The organism is Nocardioides sp. IC4_145 (genome assembly GCF_011250565.1).
GTDB lineage: Bacteria > Actinomycetota > Actinomycetes > Propionibacteriales > Nocardioidaceae > Nocardioides.
In genome coordinates, this window is record NZ_JAANMS010000042.1 from 24,127 (window position 1) to 43,606 (window position 19,480).

Sequence of the window (19,480 nt, forward strand, 5' to 3'; positions counted from 1 at the left end):
CGTTACAAGCCCGGGCCGGCCCGCGCACCTCGGGAGCGGAGCGCTAGACGAGCACCTCGGTGACGGGGAGCGAGGAGTCGGCGGGCAGGTCGAGGGGCGAGGGGGTGCGGCCGCGGGCGACCATCTCGGCGCCGAGGGCGGCGACCATGGCGCCGTTGTCGGTGCACAGGCCGGGGCGGGGCACGCGGACGCGGATGCCGAGCTTGGCGGCCCGCTCCTCGGCGAGGTGGCGCAGGCGGGAGTTGGCGGCGACGCCGCCGCCGATGAGCAGGTCCTCGATGCCCTCCGACGAGGCGGCGTCGAGCGCCTTGCGCACCAGCACGTCGCAGACGGCCTCCTGGAACGACGCCGCGACGTCGGCCACGGGGACCGGTTCGCCGGACCGCTCGCGCGCCTCGACCCACCGGGCCACCGCGGTCTTGAGGCCGGAGAAGGAGAAGTCGAACCGGTGCCGCTCGAGGTCGCGGCGCGAGGTCAGGCCGCGCGGGAAGTCGACGTACACCGAGGAGCCCTCGCGGGCGGCCCGGTCGATGTGCGGGCCGCCCGGGAACGGCAGGCCGAGCAGCCGCGCCACCTTGTCGAACGCCTCGCCGGCCGCGTCGTCGATCGTCGCGCCCATGGGGTCGACGCCGCCGTCGGCGCCGGTCACGTCGGTGACGCGCAGCAGGCTGGAGTGGCCGCCGCTGACGAGCATCGCGACGCACGGCTCGGGCAGCGCGCCGTGCTCGAGCTGGTCGACGGCGACGTGGGCGGCGAGGTGGTTGACGCCGTACAGGGGCTTGTCCAGCCCGATCGCCAGCGCCTTGGCCGCGGCGACGCCGACGAGCAGGGCGCCGGCGAGGCCGGGTCCGCTCGTGACGGCGATCGCGTCGACGTCGGAGGGGCGGATGCCGGCGGTCTCGCAGGCGCGCTCGATCGTCGGCACCATCGCCTCGAGGTGGGCCCGGCTGGCGACCTCGGGCACCACGCCGCCGAAGCGGGCGTGCTCGTCGACGCTGCTGGCCACCGCGTCGGCGAGCAGCTCGTGGCCGCGGACGATGCCGACGCCGGTCTCGTCGCAGGAGGTCTCGATGCCGAGCACGAGGGGGGCGTCCGTCACGGCTCCATTGTGCGCGGTGGAGGATGACCGGCGTGCGTGAGGTGTCGGGGGCGGGGCTCGAGCAGCTCGCGGCGGCCAGCCAGGTGCCGTTCGTGCGGCACACCGTCGGCTCGGCGACGTACGACGTCGCGTGGGTGCGCGGCGACGCGGTCGTCGTCCACAACCTGCGCCACACCGTCGCCCTCGGCCCGGCGGGCGACCTCGGCCCGCTGCTCGCCGAGCTGGCCGAGCGGTTCGTGCCGGAGCGGCTGACGGTCGAGGAGGCGGCGCACGACGCGCTGCCCGCGGCCTGGCACCACGGGGTCCGGGGCCACTGGCACTGGATGCGCTGCACCACCCCCGCTCCCCCGCCGGCGGTGCCGCTCGAGGAGGTCAGCGACCCCGTAGCGATCAACGCGGTGCTCGACGCCGCGCAGCCCGACACGTTCGGCCGGCCCGGCACCCCGGGGATCGAGGGCTGGCTGGGCGTGCGGGAGGGCGGGCTGCTGGTCGGCGTGGGAGCGGTACGCCGTGACCCGGACGGCAGCGGGCACCTGCGGGCCGTCTCGGTGCTGCCGGAGGCGACCGGCCGCGGTCTCGGGCTGGCCCTGTCGCAGGGGCTCACCCGGCGGGCGATGGACCGGCCGCCGGACGTCGCGACGCTCGGGGTGTACACCGACAACCTGCCGGCGCTGCGGGTCTACGGCCGGCTGGCGTACCGGACCGAGCACACCTTCCTGTCGGGCCCGGTCAGCAGCCCTTCCTGAGCCCGCGGCGCAGGACGACCGCGGTCGCCCCGTCGCGGTAGTAGCGCCGCCGCCGGTCGACCTCGACGAACCCGCGCGCGGCGTAGAACGCCAGCGCCCCCGCGTTGTCCTCGCGGACCTCGAGCAGCAGCCGCTCCGCGCCGCCCGCCCTCGACCGCGCGACCACCTCGTCCAGCAAGGCGGTCGCGTGGCCGCCGCGCCGGGCGGTCGGCGTGACCGCGATCCGCTGGAGCTCGGCGACGTCGGCGACGATGCTCGCGACCGCGTGGCCGACCACCGGGCTGTCGGGGCCGTCGGCCTCGGCGACCAGGTAGACCACCGTCGGCACCTCGCCGGCCAGCCCCGCCTCGACCAGCCCGCGCGACCAGGCGTCGGCGCCGAGGCACTCCTCCTCGAGCGCGGCGACCGCGTCGAGGTCGGCGGGCGTGGCGGCGCGCACGCTCACCGGAGGGCCCTCACGAGACCGGCTTGGGCTTGCCGGGCATCTCGGCGTCGGGCCGCCGCAGGTACAACGGCTCGGGGTCGACCAGCTCGGCCCGCTCCTCGGTCACCACCCGCGCCAGCCACCCGGCGCTCGGCCGGACCGGGCCACGAGCGTCCGGGAACGCGTCGGGGTAGAGCACCGCGCCCTCGCCGACGACCGGCCGCTCGGTCGCCACGACGGCCGGGCGCTCGACGACCGGCCCGTCCAGCCGCGTGCCGTCGGCGTCGTACGTCGCCAGGTAGACCTCCTTGCGGCGCGCGTCGGTCGCGACGCAGAAGTCCGTGCCGATCCCGCCGTCCGCGGCCTCGGCGGCGAGCACGTCGAGCGAGCACACGCCGTACACCGGCACGTCCAGCACGAACCCCAGCGTCCGCGCGGTGACCAGCCCGACCCGCAGGCCGGTGAACGGGCCGGGGCCGACGCCGGCGGCGACCGCGGTGAGGTCCTGGCGGACCGCGCCGACCTGCTCGAGCGCGGCGGCGACGAGCGGGGCGAGCTGCTCGCCGTGCTTCATGGAGCGCTCCGAGACGAGCTCGGCGACGACGTCCTCGCCGTCATGGAGCGCGACGGTGACGAAGGGGGTGGCGGTGTCGAGGGCGAGCAGCAGGGTCATCCGAGTCCTCGGAAGGAGAGGGCGTGCCAGCGGGGGCCCACCGGGGTGATCTCGACCCGGCGCGGGTCGAGCACGTCGTCGGCGTCGCTGGGAGATCCCGTGCTGTGCGACCCGTCGGGCACCTCGTCGGCCTCGGCCCGGACAATGCGGACCTCGAGCCGGGAGTCGGTGAGCCCCTCGGCGAGCCCCTCGCCCCACTCGACCACGGTGACGGCGGTGTCCAGGTCGGTGTCGAGGTCGAGGTCGTCGAGCTCCTCCATGCCGCCGAGCCGGTAGGCGTCGACGTGGACGAGCGCGGGTCCGTCGACCAGCGACGGGTGGACGCGGGCGATGACGAACGTCGGCGAGGTGATCTGGCCGCGCACGCCGAGACCCGCGCCGATGCCCTGGGTGAGCGTGGTCTTGCCGGCGCCGAGCTCGCCGCTGAGCACGATCAGGTCGCCCGGCGCGAGCTGGCCCGCGAGCGAGCGGCCGAGCGCGTGCATCGCGTCGGGGGTGGGCGCCTGGAAGACGGCGGTCCGCAGCGGCCGGCGCATCTCGACCAGCGGCGAGCGCCGGTCGATCTCGCGGAACCCCTGCCGGTCCCAGAACCGGATGGTGCGGGGCAGCTCCTCGCGCGCCACGACCGTCACGTCGTCGTACCCCTCCGCGTGGTCGACGACCGCGTCGATGAGCCGCCCGGCGATGCCGTGGCCCTGGGCGGACGGCACGACGCCGAACCGGCGCAGGTAAACGGTGTTGCCGACCGGGTCGAGGACCAGCGCGCCGACGGGGTCGCCGTCGAGGCAGGCGAGCAGCCCGCCGTGCGGCGTGAGCAGCGCGGCGATCGACTCCTCGGTCTCGCTGAGCGCGTCGGCCGGCGGGTCGAGCGGTGGTCTGGCGGCGAAGGCCTCCTGCACCACCCGCAGCACCTGCGCGGCCGACTCCGGCCCCACGCGCACGACCTGGACGTCGCTCACCCTGCCAGCTCCTTCTCCCCTGCCGCAGCCAGCAGCCGGCCGAGCTCCGCGTCGACCTGCTCGTGCCGCTCCAGCACCACCATGTGCCCGGCTCCGTCGACCTCCACCAGGCGCGACCCCCGGATCCGCGAGTGCAGCTTGCGGCTGTGGCCGATCGACGTCAGCCGGTCGGCGGTGCCGCAGACGACCGTCGTCGGCACCCGACCGAGCACCTCGACGGCGTCGAACTTGTCCAGCCCGCCGAAGGCCGGGAAGAACTCCGCGACCACCTCGTACGGCGTCGCCGACAGCATCCCGTCGACGAACTCGACGTAGGCCGCCGGCACGTCGTCGCCGAACGCGAACACGTCCGTGGCGACCATCGCCACCGCCTTGCCCAGCCGTCGCAGCCGGTCGACGCTGGTGTGCCGGCGGGCGAGCGTCGCGACCGTCCGCTGCGCCAGCGGCAGGCCGATCTTGGCCGGCACCACCGGCAGCAGCAGCCGCCCGACGTTGAGGCCGCCGGCCGTCGTGCTGATGAGGCCGACCGCCGCCACCCGGTCGCCGAAGAGCTCCGGGTGCTGCTCGGCGAGGGCGACCACCGTCATGCCGCCCATCGAGTGGCCGACGACCACGACCGGGCCGTCGGGGACGACCTCGTCGAGGATGCGGGCCAGGTCGCGGCCGAGCTGGTCGATGGTCGCGTGCTCGACGTCGGAGCGGCCGGACCGCCCGTGCGAGCGCTGGTCGTAGAGGACCGTGCGGACCCCGGCGCGGCGCAGGTGCAGCCGCTGGAAGTGCCAGCAGTCGAGGGTCAGCGCGTAGCCGTGGACGAGCACGACCGTCACGTCCGAGCCGGCGCCGGTCCCGCTGTGCTCCGGCTCGTCGACCTCGACGTGCAGCGGCACGCCGTCGTCGGCGACGACCGTCAGCGGAGCGGCGCGCAGCGAGCCGAGGGGCACGTCCGGGTGGTCCTGCGGCGGCGGACCGGGCCGACGGGACAGTGCGCGGCGGTGGTGGGTGACGCCGAACGCGGTGCCGGCCGCAGCCACTCCGGCTGCGCCGAGAGCGGTGAACCCGAGGGTCCGGCGGGGGCTCACGCGGGTGCCTCGCTGTCGACGTGGGTGCGGACCACCCGGCTGCCACCGAACCGGGTGACGATCTCGTAGCTGATCGTCCCTGCCGCCTCGGCCCAGTCCTGCGCGGTCGGGGCCCCGTCGCGGCCGGTGCCGAAGAGGACCACGTCGGTGCCCGGCTCGGGCCGTTCCCCGTCGAGGTCCACCACGAGCTGGTCCATGCAGACGCGGCCGCGGACGGGTCGCTGCGCCCCGGCGATCCCCACCGAGGCGCGGTTGCTGAGCGAGCGCGGCACGCCGTCGCCGTACCCCACCGGCACCAGGCCCAACGTCGTCGCCCGGTCCGCGACCCAGGTGTGGCCGTAGGAGACGCCGGCGCCGGCCTCGACGTCCTTGACCATCGCCAGCGTCGCACGGGCGGTCATCGCGGGCACCAGCCCGAGGTCGGGGGTGTGGCCGGGCGCGGGGTCGAGGCCGTAGGACGCGATGCCGCACCGGACCAGGTCGAAGCGCGCGCTCGGCCGCAGGATCGCCGCCGCGCTGTTGGCGAAGTGGCGCACCTCCGGCTCGAGGCCGGCCGCCGCCGCGACGTCGAGCGCGTCGCGGAAGACCTGCTCCTGGCTGTCGTTGGCCGGGTCGTCGGGCTCGTCGGCCGAGGCCGGGTGGGTCCAGATGCCGGTGACGCGCCAGTGGCCGGCGACCTCGCCGGCCCGGGCGGCCTCGACGAGCGCCGGCCAGTCGGCGTACGTCGACCCGCCGCGCGACAGGCCGGTGTCGATCTTCAGCTGGAGGCGGGCCGGCGTGCCCACGCGGCCGACGGCGGCCTCGACCTCGGCCAGCTCGGCGAGGGAGTACGCCGTGACGTCGACGCCGGCGGCGATCGCAGCGGCTTGGTCCTCTCCCGGCACGGTCAGCCAGCACAGCACCCGTCCGGTGTCGCCCGCCGCCCGCAGCGCGAGCGCCTCGTCGATCGTCGCGACCCCCAGCCAGCTCGAGCCGGCCTCGCGCGCGGCGCGGGCGACCTCGACCATGCCGTGGCCGTACCCGTCGGCCTTGACCACCGTCATCATCGCGACGCCGCAGTGCTCGGCCAGCGTGCGCACGTTGTGCCGGATCGCCGCGAGGTCGACGACCACCTCGGCGCGCGGGACCGGCAAGGGGCTCATGGCCGTCCATCCTCCCACCGTGCCGGGTGGGCGGCGCGGTCAGGTCTGCGGCAGGTCCCGCACGACGGCGGGCAGCGCGCGGGCGACCTCGGTCGCCACCAGCGGCCCGCCCGCGCTCGCGAGCGTGGCCGCGGCGCCGTGCAGCCACGACCCCACGCTCGCCGCGTCGAACGGCTCGAGCCCCGCCGCCAGGAGCGCGCCGACCAGCCCGCCGAGCACGTCGCCGGCGCCCGCTGTCGCCAACCACGGGTTCCCGGTCGTCGTCACGCGGACCCGTCCGTCGGGTCGCGCGGTCACGGTGTGGCGGCCCTTGAGCACCACGACCGCGGCGTGGTGCACCGCTGCGCGCCGCGCCCACCCCAGCGGGTCGCCCTCGATCTCCGCGCGCTCACGTCCGAGCATCGCGGCGAGCTCGCCGGCGTGCGGAGTGAGGACGAGGTCGCCCGGCCCCGGCTGCACGTGCTTCAGGGCGTCGGCGTCGACGACGGTCGGCACCTCGTCGGCCAGCGCCGCCGCGAGCGCCTCGTCGGCGTGCGCGCCGCCGCCGGATCCCACCACCCACGCCTGGACGCGGCCGGCGCCGACCACCTCGGGGTGCGCCTGGCGCACCCGGTCCGCGACCGGGGCCTCGCCGACGTACCGCACCATGCCGGCGAGCCCGCAGGCCGCGCCGGCGACGCTGAGCAGGGCGGCGCCCGGGTACTCCGCCGAGCCGGCCCGGACGCCCACGACCCCGCGGGTGTACTTGTGGTCCTGAGGCCGCGGGCGCGGCACCAGCCGCGCGACGTCCTCCGCCTGCAAAGCCTCGATCTCCGCGGTCGGGAGGTCGAGGCCGATGTCGACGAGGTGGACCGCCCCGCACGCCTCCGCCGCCGGGTCGACGAGGTGCGCCGCCTTGTGCGTGCCGAAGGTGACCGTCACGTCGGCCGTCACGTGCGGGCCGTCCACGCGGCCGGTGTCGACGTCGACCCCTGACGGCACGTCGACCGCGACCACCGGCACCCCCTCGACCTGGGCGAGCGCCCGCTCCGCCTCCGGCTCGAGCCCCGGGCGGCCGCCGATGCCGACGATCCCGTCGACCACCACGTCCGGCCGCCTGCTCGGCTGGCCGACGGTGCGCCCGCCGGCTCGTCGCAGCGCCTCGAGGCCGCCCTCGTGCACACGCTCGCCCAGCAGCACCGCCTCCACCCCGCACCCCCGCCGCGCGAGCAGCGTGCCCGCGAACAGCGCGTCGCCCCCGTTGTCCCCCGACCCGACCAGCAGCAGCACCCGCGCGCCGTACGCCCCGCCCAGCAGGTCCACCACCGCCTGTGCCAGCCCGTGCGCCGCCCGTTGCATGAGCGTCCCCTCCGGCACCCGCGCCATCAGCTCCCGCTCCGCCTGACGCACCTGCTCGACCGTGTGGGCGTACCGCATGGGCGCGACGCTATCCGCCTCGTGCTCGTCCTGCGCCGGTCCTGTCCGCTGCCCTCGTCCCGCCGCCGCTCCGTCCCGCTCCGTCCCGCTCCGTCCCGCCGCCGCTCCGTCCCGCCGCCGCTCCGTCCCGACGCCGCTCCGTCCCGACGCCGCTCCGTCCCGACGCGGGGTCGTGTGCCTCAGGACGCGTGCCGGCGCTTCCTCAGACACACGACCGCACCGGCCGGCCGGCTCCGACGTCCCCTTCGGCGCCCACCCGAGGGTCGTGTGCCTGTCGACGCGTTCCGGCGCGTCCTCAGGCACACGACCCGCATGCAGAGGGCGGGCCTGTGGATGAGCGCCGACGTCCGACGGTCGGTTCGACCACCCTCGTGGCATGGATCCGGACCTCGAGCGGCTGCTGACCGATCAGCACGGGCTGGTCGCACGACGCCAGCTGCTCGCCCACGGGATCGATGCCGACCGCGTGCGGAACCAGGTCGTCGCCGGCCGGTGGACGCTGCCGACCCCGCGGGTCGTTGCGACGGTCACGGGCACCCTGACGACCGAGCAGCGCCAGTGGATGGCCGTCCTGCACGCCGGGCCTCGGAGCATGCTCGGGGGTCTGACCGCCGCGACCCGGCACGGGCTCACCGGCTGGGAGACGCCCGTCGTCACGGTGATGGTCGACGACGAGCTCGCTTTCGAGCCGGTGCGCGGTGTCCGGTTCTTCCGCAGCCGCCGGCCCTTCGACCTTCTGCTCTCCCCACGTGTCGGCCCACCGACGTGCCGGCTCGAGCCGGCAGTCCTCCTGCACGCGGGGTACGTCGCCGACGCACGCGCCGCGCACGGGCTCGTCGCCGCGACGATCCAGCAGCGGCTCACCACCTCGACGCGGCTCGTCGAGTGGATCGACGTCCTCCGGCCGCTGCGACGGAGCAGGCCGCTGTCGGCGACTGTCAGCCACGCCGGCGCCGGAGCGCACTCGGCGGCGGAGCGCGCGGTCAACCGCCTGTGCCGCGCACACGGCATGCCGCTGCCGAGCCGTCAGGTCGAGCGCACCGACTCGACCGGCCAGCGCCGATTCACCGACTGCGAGTGGCGGCTGCCGGACGGGACCACGCTGGTCCTGGAGGTCGACGGCGGGTTCCACATGGAAGTCCGGCAGTGGATGGAGGACGTCCGACGGGCACGCCGGCTGGTCGCGCGAGACCGCGTCGTCGTGCGGTGCACGGCGTACGAGCTGCTCCACGAGCCTGACGAGCTCGCGCGTGACCTGATGGCGCTCGGTGTGCCGGGTCGTGTGCCTGGCGCCGCGGCCTGACGCGTCCTCAGGCACACGACCCCGACGTCGGGTGGCCGGAGGGCTCGAGCCCGCCCCATCGCCCGGCCGGGACCAGGGGTCGTGTCCCTCAGGGCGCGGGCCGACGCGTCCTCAGGCACACGACCCCCGCACCCGCCGGCCCGTGCCCCAGCACGCTCAGCAGCACGAGGCCGACGACGAGAACCCTCAGGACTCCAGCACCACGACAGCCGAGGCGACGCCGGCGTCGTGGGAGAGCGAGAGGTGGACGGAGGCGACGCCAAGCTCGTCGGCCCGGGCGCGGACGGAGCCGCGCATCTCGAACAGCGGGCGGCCGGACGATTCCGAGACGACCTCGGCGTCCTGCCAGGACATCCCGACGGGGGCGCCGAGGGCCTTGGCGAGCGCCTCCTTGGCGGCGAACCGTGCGGCGAGGGACGCGAGCGGGCGGGACGCCTCGCCCGGGGTGAACAGGCGGGCGGAGAGGCCGGCGGTGCGGGCCAGCGACTCGCCGAACCGCTCGATGTCGACGACGTCGATGCCGACGCCGATCACCGGCACGCGCAGACCACCTTCACGAGCCCCACAGGCACGACGACCCTCACTCGACGGTGACGGACTTGGCGAGGTTGCGGGGCTGGTCGACGTCGTGGCCCATCGCGGTGGCCAGCTCGCAGGCGAACAGCTGCAGCGGCACGACCGCCACCAGCGGCTGCAGCAGCACCGGCACCCGCGGCAGGCGGATCAGGTGGTCGGCGTACGGCTCGATCGAGGTGTCGCCCTCCTCGGCCAGGCAGATCGTCCGCGCACCCCGCGCCCGGACCTCCTGGATGCCCGAGATCATCTTCTCGTGCAGCTGGTCCCGGCCCCGGGGCGGTACGACGCACAGCACCGGCAGCCCCTCCTCGACCAGCGCGATCGGGCCGTGCTTGAGCTCACCGGCCGCGAACCCCTCGGCGTGGATGTAGGCCAGCTCCTTGAGCTTCAGCGCCCCCTCCAGCGCCACCGGGTAGCCGGCGTGGCGGCCCAGGAACAGCACCGACCTCGTGTCGACGTGCGCCCGCGCCAGCTCGTAGACCTCCTCCGAACGCGACAGCACCGCCGCGATCTGGTCCGGGATCGACTCCAGCTGACGCATGATCTCGCTGATCTCGTCGCCGTAGCGGGTGCCCTTGACCTGCGCGAGGTACAGCGCGAGCAGGTAGCAGGCCACCAGCTGGGTCAGGAATCCCTTGGTCGACGCGACCCCGATCTCCGGGCCGGCGTGGGTGTAGATCACCGCATCCGACTCCCGCGGGATCGTCGACCCGTTGGTGTTGCAGATCGCCAGCACCTTCGAGCGCTGCAACCGCGCGTGCCGGATCGCCTGCAGCGTGTCCGCGGTCTCCCCCGACTGCGAGATCGCCACCACCAGCGTGGAGTAGTCCAGGATCGGGTCGCGGTAGCGGAACTCGCTGGCCAGCTCCACCTCGACCGGCACCCGCGTCCAGTGCTCAATCGCGTACTTCGCCACGAGCCCGGCGTAGAACGACGTCCCGCACGCGATGATGATGATCTTGTCGATGTCGCGCAGCTCCTGGTCCGAGAGGCGCATCTCGTCCAGCTGCAGCAGCCCGTCGCGCGCGTGGCGCCCCAGCAGCGAGTCCGCGACCGCGCGGGGCTGCTCGAAGATCTCCTTGCGCATGAACCAGTCGTGGCCGTCCTTCTCCGCCGCCGACAGGTCCCAGTCCACGTGGTAGCGCGTTCCCTCGGCCGGCGCACCGTCGAACGTCGTCACCTCCACGCCCTCACGCGTGATCGTCACGACCTGGTCCTGACCGAGCTCGAGCGCCTCACGGGTGTGCTCGATGAACGCGGCCACGTCCGAGCCCAGGAAGTTCTCCCCCTCCCCCAGACCCACCACCAGCGGCGAGTTGCGACGCGCGGCGACCACCCGCGAGGGGTCCTGCCCGTCGACCGCCACGAGGGTGAACGCACCCTCGAGCTGCTGGCAGACCCGCTGCATCGCGGTGGTCAGGTCCACGCCCGACTCCACCTGGAGCTCCAGCAGGTGCGCGGCGACCTCGGTGTCGGTCTCGGAGACGAGCACGTGGTCGTCGGCCTCGAGCCGGGCCCGCAGGTCCGCGAAGTTCTCGATGATCCCGTTGTGCACCAGCGCCACCCGCCCGGTCGAGCCCAGGTGCGGGTGCGCGTTCACGTCGTTCGGCGCACCGTGCGTCGCCCACCGGGTGTGCCCGATGCCGGTCGTCGACGCCGGCAGCGGCGCCTCGCCGATCACCTTCTCCAGGTTGGCCAGCTTCCCGGCCTTCTTCGCCGACGCGATGGTGCCGCCGTCGACGAGGGCGATCCCGGCGGAGTCGTACCCGCGGTACTCCAGCCTGCGCAGGCCCTCGATGACGACGCCCTGGGCCTGCTTGTCCCCGACGTACCCGACGATCCCGCACATGGGGGTCACTCTAACGACGTGGGACCGCGCGCCCCGCTTCCTCGCGCGGCTGCAACAATCGCGCCATGTCGCCTGGGTCGTCCGGCTCGACCGGTCCCGTGACCGGGGCCGGTCCCGTCTCCGCCGACGAGCACCCCAAGGAGTCCTCGCCGTACATCGAGCTCGATCGCAGCGCCTGGGCCGCCCTCGGCACCGGCGCGGAGAGCCCGCTCAGCGCGCAGGAGATCCGCACGCTCCGCGGCCTCGGTGACTCCCTCGACCTCGACGAGGTGCGCGATGTCTACCTGCCGCTGAGCCGGCTGCTGAGCCTGTACGTCGAGTCGGCCGGCCGCCTGCACCGCAAGCAGGAGGACTTCCTCCACCGGCGTACGCCGCCGCGCACGCCGTTCGTCATCGGCGTGGCCGGCTCGGTGGCGGTCGGGAAGTCGACCACCGCCCGCGTCCTCCAGCAGATGCTGGCCCACTGGCCCGAGCACCCGAACGTCGCGCTCGTGACCACCGACGGCTTCCTCTACCCGAACGCCGAGCTCGAGCGCCGCGGCATCCTGCACCGCAAGGGCTTCCCCGAGTCCTACGACCGCCGCGCGCTGCTCCGCTTCGTGGTCGACATCAAGTCCGGCAAGGACGAGGTCGAGGCGCCGGTCTACTCCCACCTCGTCTACGACGTCGTCGAGGACGAGAAGGTCGTCGTCAAGCGCCCCGACGTGGTCATCGTCGAGGGCCTCAACGTCCTCCAGCCGGCACGCGTCCGCGACGACGGCCGCACCGGCCTCGCGGTCAGCGACTTCTTCGACTTCAGCGTGTATGTCGACGCCGGTCGCGACAAGATCCGGGCCTGGTACGTCGAGCGGTTCCTGCGCCTGCGCGAGACCGCGTTCCGCGACCCGGGCTCGTACTTCGGCAAGTACGCCACCTTGACCCACGACGAGGCCGTCGCCGAGGCCGAGCGGATCTGGGACACCATCAACGGCCCCAACCTGGTGCAGAACATCCTGCCCACCCGCTCCCGCGCCACCCTCGTGATGCGCAAGGACCGCGACCACTCCGTGCGCTACGTGCGGCTCAGGAAGCTGTAGCCCCGACCCTCTTCTGCACGTCCAGCGCCCGCTCGACGACGCGGTAGCCCATCGCCTCGTTGACGGCGTTCATGGGCGCGTTGACGCCGGCGTTGCCGGTCTCGACGTGCTCGCAGCCCGGGTAGAGCTCGAGCACGCGGCGGTGGGTGTGCAGCTTCATCGCCAGGCCGAGCCGGTGACCCCGGTGCTCGGGCAGCACGAGCGTGCCGCCGACGGAGGCGGTGCGCGGGTCGGCGTCGGGCACGTCGAGCTCGGAGAAGGCGCAGGCCGTGCCGCCGGGCGCGACGCCGAGGGCGCCGATCCAGGTGTGCCCGCTCTCGAGCGTCCGCTGCTCGGTCTCGTGCAGGCGCTCGGGAGTCCAGGAGGCGCGCCCCAGCTCCAGGTCGCCGGTGGGGACCATCGAGGAGAAGACCGAGAGCATCGCGCAGAACGCCTCGACGTGCTCCTCGGGCACGTGCCGCTCGAAGCCCACCACCGTGTAGTCGCCGAGGCCGGCCGCCACGTCGGCGTCGAGCGCGGCCCACGAGGCGGGAGCGGTCCGCAGGTCGAGGAGCTTGGTCTCCTCGTGGCTGGCCACGGGATAGCCGCGGGCGGCGCAGAAGAGCGAGCCGGCGCTCTCCGCCCCGACCGGTGCGTACGCCGTGCCGAACAGCGCCGTGCGCCCGTCGGCGACCGCGCGGGCCTCGAGGTCGGCGAGCACTGCCGACCCGACGCCCTGCCGGCGCGCCTCGGGCACGACGTACACCTCCAGCTCGGCCAGGTACAGGTGGTCGGAGCGGAACAGCGTGAGCCGTCCGGCGCCGACGGCCCGGCCGTCGTCGTCGACCGCGACCAGGAACGTGACGTCGAGGTCGGGGCGGGCGCGCGGGAGCGAGAGCCGGGCGACGTCCCAGGCCGGCCACGCGTCGTACGCACGCTCGCGCGACGCGGCGTCGCCGACCTCCCACCAGGCGCGCAGGGCGCGCTCGTCGGTGGGATCGATCGGGCGTACGACGACGGCGGGGCCGGCGGAGGAGGACACGCAACGACGCTACGAGAGCGCCAGCCGCTCCCGCACCACATTTGCGAGCCGGTCGGCCACGTCGCGGGCGCCCTGCTCGGTCGCGGCCTCGACCATCACGCGGACCAGCGGTTCGGTGCCCGACGGCCGCAGCAGGACGCGGCCGGAGTCGCCGAGCGCGGCCTCCTCCTTGGCCACCGCGTCCGTGAGCACCTCGTCGTCGGTGCGGGTCTTGTCGACGCCCGGCACGTTGACGAGCACCTGCGGGAAGCGGGTCATCACCGACGCGAGGTCGGCCAGCGACCGTCCGGTCGACGACATCTGCTCCAGCACGTGCAGCGCGGTGAGGATGCCGTCGCCGGTGGTGGCGTGGTCGCGCATGATCACGTGGCCGGACTGCTCGCCGCCGAGGGAGAAGTGGTGGGCGTTCATCTCCTCGAGGACGTACCGGTCCCCCACCGCGGTCTGGCGCACCTCGATCCCCGCGTCGCGCATCGCGTTGACGAAGCCGAGGTTGCTCATCACGGTCGCGACGACGGTGTCGTCCTTGAGCTGGCCGGCGGTGCGCAGGCCGAGGGCGAGGATCGCCAGGATCTGGTCGCCGTCGACGACCTGCCCCGAGGCGTCGACCGCCAGGCAGCGGTCCGCGTCGCCGTCGAGCGCGAAGCCGGCGTCGGCGCCGTGCTCCACGACAGCCGCCTGGAGCGGGCCGAGGTGGGTGGAGCCGACGCCGTCGTTGATGTTGAGCCCGTCGGGCGAGGCGTTGATCGCGACGACGGTCGCACCGGCGGCCTCGAGGGCGCGCGGGCCCGCGACCGAGGCGGCGCCGTGGGCGCAGTCGAGGACGACCTTCAGCCCGCGGAGCGGCTGCACGGTGGCGACCAGGTGGTCGACGTACTCCTCGATGGGCGTGGCGTACGGCGTCACGCGGCCGACGTCGCCGCCCACCGGGGGCTGCCACGGCTGGCCCATGAGCGACTCGATCTCGCGCTCGAGCGCGTCGTCGAGCTTGATGCCGCCGCGGGCGAGGAACTTGATGCCGTTGTCGGGCATCGGGTTGTGCGAGGCGCTGATCACGACGCCGACGTCGGCGCCGAGCGCGTCGGTCAGGTACGCCACGCCGGGCGTCGGCACGACGCGGACGCGCACCACGTCGACGCCGGCCGAGGCGAGCCCGGCGACGACGGCGTGCTCGAGGAACTGGCCCGAGATCCGGGTGTCGCGACCGACGACAGCGAGCGGGCGCGAACCCTTGTACTCACCGTGGTCGACCAGGACCCGGGCGGCAGAAACGGAGAGGTCCAGGGCCAGCGAAGCGGTGAGGACACCGTTCGCCTGGCCCCGGACCCCGTCCGTGCCGAACAGACGACCCACGTGGGACGTCAGCGCTTGCTGAACTGCGGCGCCTTGCGCGCCTTCTTCAGACCGGCCTTCTTGCGCTCGATGACACGAGCGTCGCGGGTCAGCAGGCCCGCCTTCTTCAGGGTCGGGCGGTTGGCCTCGACGTCGATCGCGTTCAGCGCACGCGAGACGCCGAGACGCAGCGCGCCGGCCTGGCCGGTGATGCCGCCGCCGTGGATGCGGGCGATGACGTCGAAGCGACCCTCGAGCTGCAAGGCGGCGAACGGCTCGTTCACGACCTGCTGGTGCAGCTTGTTGGGGAAGTAGGAGTCCAGGGTCCGGCCGTTCACGGTCCACTGGCCGGTGCCGGGGACGATGCGGACGCGGGCGACGGCCTCCTTGCGACGGCCGGTGGCCGCGCCGGGGGCGATGGTCGCGGGACGGGCCGGCGCGTCGGCGGACGGCGCGCTCTCCGAGCTGTAGGCGACGCCCTGCTCGTTGACCTCGTAGGTCTCCTCGACCTCGGTGTTGGTGTCGGTGGTCTCAGCCACGGTGATCCTCACTCAGACTTTCGGTAGGGCAGTCGATTACTGGGAGATCTGGGTGATCTCGAACGGGACGGCCTGCTGGGCCTGGTGCGGGTGGTTCGGGCCGCTGTAGACCTTGAGCTTCTTCAGCATCTGCCGGCCGAGGCGGTTCTTGGGGAGCATGCCCCAGACGGCCTTCTCGATGACCTTGCGCGCGTCCTTCTCGAGGAGCTCACCGACCGGGGTGGCCGAGAGGCCGCCCGGGTAGCCGGAGTGGCGGTAGGCCATCTTGGTGGTCTTCTTGTTGCTCGACAGCGCGACCTTCTCGGCGTTGATGACGATGACGAAGTCGCCGGTGTCGGTGTTGGGCGCGAAGATCGGCTTGTGCTTGCCGCGCAGGAGGTTGGCGGACTGCACGGCAAGGCGACCGAGGACGATGTCGGTCGCGTCGATGACGTGCCACTCGCGCTGGATGTCAGCGGGCTTCGGGGCGTACGTACGCACGGCTGAGGCTCTCTTCGTTCGTGGTGCCCGCACGGCGGTCCCGCGCGGGTGATGCTGCTGCGGCTTCTGACGAACACGGCCCGGCTCGCCCGAGCCCCGCGGAGGGCCTCGGCGTCCGGATCTGCACCCACCCCACGAGAGGGGACGAGCGCGGCAGGAGTCGCGACCGGCAAGACTACGGCGGCGCGGACCCGAGGGTCAAAACGCGGCCGCTGGCCCGGCTCCGGCACCGCCTCCCGTACCGGGTCGCGGGACACCGGGTTAACGCGGCTCCCGTCCCCGGTCTAGGTTGGTGACGTGACTGACTCTCTCACCGTCCGCGACAACCGCACCGGACAGGAGTACGACGTCCCGATCACCGACGGCACCATCAAGGCCGCGGATCTCGGGAAGATCAAGTCCGGGGAGGATGCTCCGGGCCTGGCCGTCTACGACCCCGGCTTCGTCAACACCGCCTCGTGCCGCAGCTCCGTCACCTACATCGACGGTGACGAGGGGATCCTGGAGTACCGCGGGTACCCGATCGAGCAGCTGGCCGAGAAGTCGACCTTCCTCGAGGTGGCCTACCTGCTCATCCACGGCTCGCTGCCCGACAAGGCGCAGTACGACGCCTGGGTGCACGAGATCACCTACCACACGTTCGTGCACGAGAACGTCAAGAGCTTCATGCAGGGCTTCCGGTACGACGCGCACCCGATGGGGATGCTGATGGCGTCGGTGGGGGCCCTGTCGACGTTCTACCCCGACGCGCGCAACATCAGCGACGGCGACAACCGGCACATGCAGATCGTCCGGATGATCGCGAAGATGCCGACGCTCGGCGCCTGGGCGTTCCGCCACGCGCAGGGCAAGCCGTACGTCTACCCCGACAACGACCTCGGCTACACCGCCAACTTCCTCTCGATGCTCTTCAAGATGAGCGAGTCGAAGTACGAGGCCGACGAGCGGCTGGTCAAGGCCCTCGACGTGCTGTTCATCCTCCACGCCGACCACGAGCAGAACGCCTCGACCAACGCCGTGCGCTCGGTCGGCTCGACGCAGGTCGACCCCTACTCGGCGGTCTCGGCCGGCGTGGGCGCGCTCTTCGGCCCGCTGCACGGCGGCGCCAACGAGGCGGTCCTGCGGATGCTGCGCCGGATCGGCTCGAAGGAGAACATCCCCGCCTTCATCGAGGGCGTGAAGAACGGCAACGAGCGGCTCATGGGCTTCGGCCACCGGGTCTACAAGAACTACGACCCGCGCGCCCGGATCATCAAGAAGGCCGCGACCGACGTCTTCGAGGTCACCGGCACCAACCCGCTGCTCGACATCGCGCTGGAGCTGGAGAAGATCGCGCTCGAGGACGAGTACTTCGTCAAGCGCAAGCTCTACCCCAACGTCGACTTCTACTCCGGCCTGATCTACGAGGCCTTCCAGTTCCCGCCGGAGATGTTCACCGTCCTGTTCGCGATCGGCCGCACCCCGGGCTGGCTGGCCCAGTGGCTGGAGCTGACCCAGGACAAGGAGCAGAAGATCGCCCGTCCCAAGCAGATCTACACCGGCGACCGGGGCCTCACGTTCACCCCGGCCTCCGAGCGGTGGGCCTGACGCAGGACCCGGACCCGATCACGACCCCGGACGGCTCGCCGTCCGGGGTCGTGCGCGTCCGGGGCGTGGTGTGGGACTTCGGGAACGTCCTCATCGACTGGGACCCGCTCGCCGCGATCGCCGCGGGGGTCGGCGAGGACGAGGCGCGCCGGTTCCTGGCCGCGAGCGACTTCGACTTCCTGGCCTGGAACCACGGGCCCGACTCGGGCGGGACGTGGGAGGACGCCGAGGCGGAGGTACGCCGCACGCACCCGCACTGGCTGGAGCACGCGCTGGCGTACCGCGCGAACTTCGCCGCCTCGCTGCTCGGCGAGGTGCCCGGCACCGCCGACCTGGTCCGTGAGCTGCGCGCCGCCGGCGTGCCGCAGTGGGGGCTGACCAACTGGTCCGACGAGCTCTACCCGCACGCGCCCGAGCGCTTCGAGGTCGTCGCCCTCCTCGACGGCGTGGTCGTCTCCGGCACCGAGCGGGTCGCCAAGCCCGACCGACGCGCCTACGAGCTGGTCGCGGAGCGGATGGGCCTGCCCCTGGGGTCGCTGGCCTTCGTCGACGACCGGGCCACCAACATCGAGGCCGCCGACGCGCTCGGCATGGCCGGCGTCCTCTTCACCGGCGCAGACGACACCCGCCTGCGGCTCCGGTCGCTCGGCCTGCCCGTCTGACCCCGGTCAGGCGCCGCTTCACCGCACCCGGACGGTACGCCGCGTGGCGGGCCCGCGGGCCGGGTCGACCACGACGACGGCCCGGCCGGCGCGGCGGACGGCCGTGCGACCGGCCTTCGTCAGGGTGACGCGCGCGGTGGTGACGCCGCCGGGGCGGAGCGAGACCTGCGCGCGGCCGACCGCCTTGCCGCCGGCCCGGAGCACCACGCGGGCGGTGCCGGGCATCGAGGAGACGACCGGCAGCGTGAGCGTGCGTCCGGCGAGGCCGGCGGCCGCGGCGGGCACCGCGGTGGTGCTGCCGGGGGTCACCGTCACCGTGGCGGTCGCGCTGTTGTTGGTCGGGTCGGCGTCGACCGAGGTCGAGCCGACGGTCGCGGTGTTGGTGACCGCGACGGGCTGCGCGTGCCCGCGGACCTCCTCGCCGGGCCGGTCCGCCAGGCACTCGAGGTCGACGACGGCGTCGACGGGCGTGGTGGTGGTGTTGAGCAGGCGGAACGCGCGGGCCTTGAGCCGCGGGTCGTTGCCGAGGTGGACGACGCCGGGCGGCAGCGACCAGGTGGCGGTGATGCCCTTGGCGTCGTCGGCGCAGCTGACCTGCTCCTCGACGACGTCGCCCGGCGGGAGCGTGACGGTGCGGACCACGTGGTCGAGCCGGAGCAGGTGGGTGTGCCCACCGGCCGAGGCGACCTCGCGGCGCAGGCACCGCAGCGACAGCGAGACGGTGGCGGGGTCGGTGACGTCGACGGTGAACCGCCAGCCGGTCCCCCCGTCGGCCACCGGCTCGGAGCCGGACCAGCGGGCGGCGCCGCCGGCGAGCGCGAAGCCCGGCACGACGGGCACGGTGCCCGTCGGGCAGGCGAGGGTGGCGGCCTGCCGGCCGACGCCCCAGGCCTGGGTCGTGGTGACCGGGGCCGGGTCGAGCGACAACGCGTGGCGGTGGCCCTCGGTCACCTCGGTGGAGCCGGGCAGGCAGACCGCGAAGGCCTTGGCCTGCGCGCGGCCGGTCGCCTCGTTGCGGAGCACGGCCTTCCACGAGCCCGGTCCGGTCGACTCCGAGCGCAGGACCCGCACGTCGGTCAGCTCGCCGGTGTCCTGGTCGACGTGGTCGATGCGCACCTGGCCGTCGCTGAGCAGGGCGTCGGGCGCGGCGCAGGCGACGTTGACGGTGCGGGTCTCCCCCGGTTCGAGGTCGATGTGGACCTCCTGCTTGGTCGGGGTGAGCTCGTGCAGGAGCCAGCGGTCCGCGGGCGCGCCGGCGCCCGCGACCGGGTCGACGGTGACGCGCACGGTCCAGGACCTGGAGGCACCGGGCGCGAGCGTCCCGGCCGTGCAGGTGACGACCCGCGCGGCTGCGGTGCAGCCGGTCGGCAGCGGCGCGAGCGTGACGCCGGCCGGGAGCGGGTCGGTGACGGTCACGCCGGTGGCCGGAGCGGCGCCGACGTTGCGCGCGGTGAGGGTGTAGGCCAGCTCGTCGCCACCGCGCGCGGCGGGGCGGTCGAGGTCAACCCGGCGGGGCA

General features: G+C 74.0%; 19 protein-coding genes. 5 read left to right on the forward strand and 14 right to left on the reverse strand.

The window, feature by feature from the left end; all coding sequences use genetic code 11:
- Nucleotides 1–43: 43 nt before the first annotated feature.
- Nucleotides 44–1,099, reverse strand: coding sequence for a tRNA (adenosine(37)-N6)-threonylcarbamoyltransferase complex transferase subunit TsaD (gene tsaD, locus G6553_RS16285; protein WP_166195300.1), 1,056 nt, complete (start codon nucleotides 1,097–1,099; stop codon nucleotides 44–46).
- Nucleotides 1,100–1,131: 32 nt separating this feature from the next.
- Here tsaD and G6553_RS22250 point away from each other — a divergent pair, with 32 nt between their 5' ends.
- Nucleotides 1,132–1,845 carry a GNAT family N-acetyltransferase gene (locus G6553_RS22250; protein WP_166195303.1) on the forward strand — a complete coding sequence of 238 codons (714 nt, stop codon included), beginning with the start codon at nucleotides 1,132–1,134 and terminating at the stop codon, nucleotides 1,843–1,845.
- On the opposite strand, the gene G6553_RS16295 is transcribed toward G6553_RS22250, so the two are convergent.
- From G6553_RS16295 to G6553_RS16320, 6 genes are read right to left on the reverse strand one after another with little or no spacing between them, the layout of a single operon-like run.
- Nucleotides 1,829–2,290, reverse strand: a complete 462-nt coding sequence (locus G6553_RS16295) for an N-acetyltransferase (protein ID WP_166195306.1) — start codon at nucleotides 2,288–2,290, stop codon at nucleotides 1,829–1,831. The genes G6553_RS22250 and G6553_RS16295 overlap by 17 nt on opposite strands.
- Before the next feature lie 10 nt (nucleotides 2,291–2,300).
- Nucleotides 2,301–2,942, reverse strand: a complete 642-nt coding sequence (tsaB, locus tag G6553_RS16300) for a tRNA (adenosine(37)-N6)-threonylcarbamoyltransferase complex dimerization subunit type 1 TsaB (RefSeq protein WP_166195309.1) — start codon at nucleotides 2,940–2,942, stop codon at nucleotides 2,301–2,303.
- Nucleotides 2,939–3,901: a tRNA (adenosine(37)-N6)-threonylcarbamoyltransferase complex ATPase subunit type 1 TsaE gene (tsaE, locus tag G6553_RS16305; RefSeq protein WP_166195312.1), complete on the reverse strand. Its 963-nt coding sequence runs from the start codon at nucleotides 3,899–3,901 to the stop codon at nucleotides 2,939–2,941. Before tsaE ends, tsaB begins: the two co-directional genes overlap by 4 nt.
- Nucleotides 3,898–4,980, reverse strand: coding sequence for an alpha/beta hydrolase (locus G6553_RS16310; RefSeq protein ID WP_166195314.1), 1,083 nt, complete (start codon nucleotides 4,978–4,980; stop codon nucleotides 3,898–3,900). The genes tsaE and G6553_RS16310 overlap by 4 nt, the downstream gene beginning before the upstream one ends.
- A complete protein-coding gene (alr, locus tag G6553_RS16315) occupies nucleotides 4,977–6,122 on the reverse strand; it encodes an alanine racemase (protein WP_166195317.1) in 1,146 nt (381 codons plus the stop codon). Before alr ends, G6553_RS16310 begins: the two co-directional genes overlap by 4 nt.
- Nucleotides 6,123–6,161: 39 nt before the next feature.
- Nucleotides 6,162–7,538, reverse strand: a complete 1,377-nt coding sequence (locus tag G6553_RS16320) for an NAD(P)H-hydrate dehydratase (RefSeq protein ID WP_166195320.1) — start codon at nucleotides 7,536–7,538, stop codon at nucleotides 6,162–6,164.
- 376 nt (nucleotides 7,539–7,914) lie between these two features.
- On the opposite strand from G6553_RS16320, the gene G6553_RS16325 reads away from it, so the two are divergent.
- The gene (locus G6553_RS16325) at nucleotides 7,915–8,841 is read left to right on the forward strand and encodes a hypothetical protein (protein WP_166195323.1); all 927 of its coding nucleotides are present in this window, start codon (nucleotides 7,915–7,917) and stop codon (nucleotides 8,839–8,841) included.
- 186 nt (nucleotides 8,842–9,027) lie between these two features.
- On the opposite strand, the gene G6553_RS16330 is transcribed toward G6553_RS16325, so the two are convergent.
- Nucleotides 9,028–9,381: a holo-ACP synthase gene (locus tag G6553_RS16330; RefSeq protein WP_166195326.1), complete on the reverse strand. Its 354-nt coding sequence runs from the start codon at nucleotides 9,379–9,381 to the stop codon at nucleotides 9,028–9,030.
- Between the two features lie 40 nt (nucleotides 9,382–9,421).
- A complete protein-coding gene (glmS, locus tag G6553_RS16335; RefSeq protein ID WP_166195329.1) occupies nucleotides 9,422–11,266 on the reverse strand; it encodes a glutamine--fructose-6-phosphate transaminase (isomerizing) in 1,845 nt (614 codons plus the stop codon).
- Nucleotides 11,267–11,331: 65 nt separating this feature from the next.
- Between glmS and coaA the strand changes: the two genes are divergently transcribed.
- Complete coding sequence (gene coaA / locus G6553_RS16340) at nucleotides 11,332–12,342, forward strand: type I pantothenate kinase (RefSeq protein ID WP_166195332.1); 1,011 nt, start codon at nucleotides 11,332–11,334, stop codon at nucleotides 12,340–12,342.
- Here the strand turns inward: coaA and G6553_RS16345 are convergent.
- From G6553_RS16345 to rplM, 4 genes are read right to left on the reverse strand one after another with little or no spacing between them, the layout of a single operon-like run.
- Nucleotides 12,329–13,363, reverse strand: coding sequence for a GNAT family N-acetyltransferase (locus G6553_RS16345; RefSeq protein ID WP_166195335.1), 1,035 nt, complete (start codon nucleotides 13,361–13,363; stop codon nucleotides 12,329–12,331). The two genes, coaA and G6553_RS16345, sit on opposite strands and share 14 nt — an antisense overlap.
- A 9-nt stretch (nucleotides 13,364–13,372) precedes the next feature.
- Nucleotides 13,373–14,716 (reverse strand): phosphoglucosamine mutase, encoded by a 1,344-nt coding sequence (gene glmM / locus G6553_RS16350; protein ID WP_166195338.1) that lies wholly within the window; start codon nucleotides 14,714–14,716, stop codon nucleotides 13,373–13,375.
- A gap of 8 nt (nucleotides 14,717–14,724) precedes the next feature.
- A complete protein-coding gene (rpsI, locus tag G6553_RS16355; RefSeq protein ID WP_229707102.1) occupies nucleotides 14,725–15,234 on the reverse strand; it encodes a 30S ribosomal protein S9 in 510 nt (169 codons plus the stop codon).
- 36 nt (nucleotides 15,235–15,270) lie between these two features.
- Nucleotides 15,271–15,714: a 50S ribosomal protein L13 gene (gene rplM, locus G6553_RS16360; RefSeq protein ID WP_166195341.1), complete on the reverse strand. Its 444-nt coding sequence runs from the start codon at nucleotides 15,712–15,714 to the stop codon at nucleotides 15,271–15,273.
- A 297-nt stretch (nucleotides 15,715–16,011) separates the two neighbouring features.
- Between rplM and G6553_RS16365 the strand changes: the two genes are divergently transcribed.
- Together G6553_RS16365 and G6553_RS16370 are read left to right on the forward strand one after the other, a co-directional pair.
- Nucleotides 16,012–17,301: a citrate synthase gene (locus G6553_RS16365; protein ID WP_166195344.1), complete on the forward strand. Its 1,290-nt coding sequence runs from the start codon at nucleotides 16,012–16,014 to the stop codon at nucleotides 17,299–17,301.
- A complete protein-coding gene (locus G6553_RS16370) occupies nucleotides 17,292–17,963 on the forward strand; it encodes an HAD family phosphatase (RefSeq protein WP_347565763.1) in 672 nt (223 codons plus the stop codon). The genes G6553_RS16365 and G6553_RS16370 overlap by 10 nt, the downstream gene beginning before the upstream one ends.
- Nucleotides 17,964–17,981: 18 nt before the next feature.
- On the opposite strand, the gene G6553_RS16375 is transcribed toward G6553_RS16370, so the two are convergent.
- Nucleotides 17,982–19,480: DUF11 domain-containing protein (locus G6553_RS16375; protein ID WP_166195347.1), on the reverse strand; the 1,499-nt coding region annotated here is incomplete at its 5' end.